General features: G+C 72.4%; 5 protein-coding genes. All 5 read left to right on the top strand.

From position 1 onward, the window contains the following. Positions 1 to 115 precede the first annotated feature (115 nt). On the top strand, positions 116 to 556 hold the full coding sequence (locus MTQ10_RS29035) for a hypothetical protein (protein ID WP_247473365.1): 441 nt from the start codon (positions 116 to 118) through the stop codon (positions 554 to 556). Positions 557 to 575: 19 nt separating this feature from the next. Next, a complete protein-coding gene (locus MTQ10_RS29030; RefSeq protein ID WP_247473363.1) occupies positions 576 to 2,150 on the top strand; it encodes a peptidoglycan-binding protein in 1,575 nt (524 codons plus the stop codon). A gap of 5 nt (positions 2,151 to 2,155) precedes the next feature. Next, entirely contained in the window at positions 2,156 to 2,659 is a 504-nt protein-coding gene (locus MTQ10_RS29025) for a protease inhibitor I42 family protein (protein WP_247473362.1), read from the top strand. Between the two features lie 48 nt (positions 2,660 to 2,707). Continuing rightward, positions 2,708 to 3,106 carry a hypothetical protein gene (locus tag MTQ10_RS29020; protein WP_247473361.1) on the top strand — a complete coding sequence of 133 codons (399 nt, stop codon included), beginning with the start codon at positions 2,708 to 2,710 and terminating at the stop codon, positions 3,104 to 3,106. Then, on the top strand, positions 3,103 to 3,512 hold a 410-nt coding region (locus MTQ10_RS29015), incomplete at its 3' end, for a protease inhibitor I42 family protein (RefSeq protein WP_247473360.1). The genes MTQ10_RS29020 and MTQ10_RS29015, both read left to right, overlap by 4 nt.

Raw genomic sequence — 3,512 nt, 5'->3', positions numbered from 1 at the left:
CCCTTGACGCCCCGCGTGCTAGCCTCCCCGCCGGTGCGATCACACACTGTTCCGGCCGAGTCGGGTCGTTTCGAGGGCTCGGCGGCCGGGGCGGCGACGGGGAACGGGGGACGCGATGGCATCGCCGTCGGACGGCTATCAGGTCAAGTCCGGGCTGGGCGCCCAGGCCACGGAGCTGGACGGCGCGGGCGACGACGCCGGCAAGATCGCGCAGGCGATCTTCCCCGCCGTCTGCTATCCGGACAGCGTGCTGGGCGGCCCCGACGCGGGCCCGGCGTTCAACGCGTACGCCGCCGCCTGGGAGGCGGAGGCGAAGACACTGAAGGACGCCCTGCACGAACTGGCGAAGAAGGTACGGGGAGCGAAGGGCGCGTACGGCGGCAGCGACGGCCTCGTCCGTACGAACGCGGCCAGGATCGACGTGGGCGGCGCCCGCAACACCGGCCCCGACCCGCGCGTGCCGGCGCCCGCGCCCGCCGCGAACACCGGCCCCGACCCGCGTGTGACGACCCAGCCCGCCCCCGCCGAGCGCCCCTCGGTCCTGTCGAGCTACTGAGGCCGGTGACACCACCCCGATGACGGACTCCTCCACCGACCGCCGCAAGCGGCTCGCCGAACTGTCCGGCGACATCGACTCCGCCGGCAGCAAGAACGATCTGATCGACGCGATCGACTCCGCGATCGGCGTGGCCGCCCCCGACGGCGACCCGACCACTCTGGAGACGCTCGGCAAGCGCTACAAGGACCAGGCCGACGACGCGACCCGCCTCGCCGAGCGGATCAGCAAGGTCGCGAAGAAGGGCATTCCCGATGTGTGGGTCGGCGACACGAGTGTGCTCGCCGCCGACGCGGTGCTGGCCGCGGCCCGCGCCGCGAACGAGATGTCCGAGGCGTTCACCGGCGGCGGCAAGGCCCTGATCACCCTGTCGGACGCGCTGGAGGCCGCGCGGACGAAGGACGGGCAGGGCATGTCCCGGCTGCGTGAGGCACGCGGCATGCTCGGCGGCAAGGACGGCTTCTTCGACGACCTCCACGAGAACGACGAGGAGGAGGAACTGCGGCTCAAGGCGCGCTCCGTGGCCTCCGTCGGGGTGAAGCTGCGCCACGAGGCCGCCGTCGCCGCAGACGACGCGGCCCGGGCCGCGGCCCGCGAGCTGAACAAGTGGGCCGCGGAGGCCCGTACCGGCAAGATGGCCACGGACGAACTGACCGCGGTCGACCGGCTGATGCTCGCCGACACCAGCAACATCGACGGCGACCCCGAGTACAACGAGATCCTCAGCGCCAACGACCTGGAACGCGCCGGGCAGCGCATGGAGACGCTGTCCGCGGGCGACCGGGCCCGCATGGAGAAGCTGCTGCACGACGCCAAGACCCCGCAGGAGCGGGCGTACCTGATGAAGGCGCTCGCCGCCGGGTACTCCGTCGACGAGGTCGCCGCGTTCGGCGGCAAGATCCACGGCAAGGACCCCCGGTGGTTGCAGGAGCATCTGGCGCCGGTCACGACGAGCTACGACCCCTCGCAGAAGGGCCAGGAGAGCCAGGACTTCAACGGCAAGCTGTGGGACCAGGACGGCGAGACGTGCGTGCCGTCGTCCACGGTCACCGCGCGGGCCATGGTGGACCCGGTGTACGCGCTGGAGCTGACCGGCGGCCCCGACGGCACCGACGACGACCCGGAGCACTTCCGCAAGCGCCTGACGGACGAGCAGCTGCGCCTGCACGAGGAGGGCGACGGCTCCAACTCGGGCTGGCCGTGGAACCGGCATCCGTCCGGCATGGACAAGGACGGCCAGGAGGAGATCTCCGAGAAGGAACTGAGCCCGCACACGGGCGACCAGTACGACCAGCAGAGCATGGACGGTCCGGACGACCGCCGCAATGTGCTGCCCGACATCGAGAAGTCCGTCGCCGAGGGCAAGCCCGTCCCGATCAACATCGAGCGGTACGACAAGGACGGCCGGCACGGCCACAGCATGATGATCATCGGGCACGAGGGGAACAAGCTCCAGATCTACAACCCCTGGGGTGTCACCACGTGGGTCACCGAGGAGGAGTTCATCAAGGGCGACCTCAGCGCGGCGGCGGACGACCGCTACTCGGCCGCGCACAAGGGCAACGTCGACACCGTCTACATCCAGCAGGACTGATCCCCGTGACCAAGCGCACCCGTCCGACCCGTCCCGTCCTCGCCGCGGTGGCCGGCGTCCTCCTGCTGGCCGGCTGCGGCACCTCCGGCGCGGGCACGGAGTACGGCGCCGAGGAGCGCTCCATCACCGTGGACAAGGGCGAGGAGTTCACGCTGAAGGTGCCCGCGAACCCGGCGCTCGGCCAGAACTGGTACCTGGCCGAGCCGAAACCGGACGCCGACGTCCTGGAGTACCGCGGAAAGCGGGAAGAGACGGAGGGCGGCGGCGACCTCATCGGCGCAGGGGACGGCACCCAGTTCTTCGACTTCACCGCCCTGAAGCCCGGCAGGGCCACCATCCGCCTGCTGCACTGTCCGATGGCTCAGTGCCACAGCGGCACCGAGTCGGCGAAGCCCTACCCGAAGGCCTCCATCACACCGGGCGGCCCGTCGGAGAGCCCGTTCCCCACGGCCACCGGCACCCCGACCGACCGGGCGGCGTTCTTCGTCTACACGGTCACGGTCAACTGACCGCCCCGCCGCCGTCCCTCGCCCGCCGACACCGACCGAAAGCCCGCCATGTCGCACCCCACCCCCCGCACCGACGACGACATCCTCGCCGCGACCGATGTCGGCGTGCTGCTCCGCCACGGGCTGCGGCAGGAGGCGTTCCGGCCCGCGCTGTTCGGTGACGGTGCCATCGCCGCCGCGGTGACCCTGGACCGTCTGGGTGTGCAGCCCCGGTCGGTGGCGTTCGTCGCGAAGACGGCGCGGGCGGGCGGGCTCGCGTACGCGGCGGCGCTGACGGAGCCGCTGCCCTCCCCTCAGGCGTCGGACGTGCTGCGGGACTGGCTGGAGTCGGCGGCCCAGTCGGCCTCCGGCCCGGAAGCGGAACGGCTCGGTGTGCGCTGGCTGCTGACCGTCGCCGAGATCATGGGGCTGCGCGTGGGCAGCCGTGCCCCGGAGCGGAACCCGTGACCGACGGCCGTGCGCCCAGGGCCGCAGCCGTCGCCGCACTGCTGCTGCTCACCGCCACGGCCTGCGGTGGCGGCGGTGACGGCGGCGAGGAGGCAGCGGCCCGCTACACCCCCGCCGACTCCCGGATCACCGTGCGGGCCGGGGAGCGGTTCGAGGTCGCCGTACAGGTCAACGGCTCCACCCGCGAGGACTGGCAGCTCCTCGCCCCAGGCCGGTCCGGGCCGGTCGTCCGCAGCGACGGCTCACGCGGCGAGGGCGACACCGCCGGTAAGAAGGAGGTCGGCGGCGGGCGCACCGTCGTGCACACCTTCGAGGCGGTGAAGCCGGGCAGCGCCCGGATCGAGTTCCTGCACTGCACCTTCGCCGCACCCTGCCCGGGCAGCGAGCCCGTGGCGCCGACCCGGAC

It is taken from the genome of Streptomyces sp. XM83C, from assembly GCF_023072675.1.
Classification (GTDB): domain Bacteria; phylum Actinomycetota; class Actinomycetes; order Streptomycetales; family Streptomycetaceae; genus Streptomyces; species Streptomyces thermocoprophilus.
This window is presented reverse-complemented; position numbering and strand designations above follow the sequence as displayed.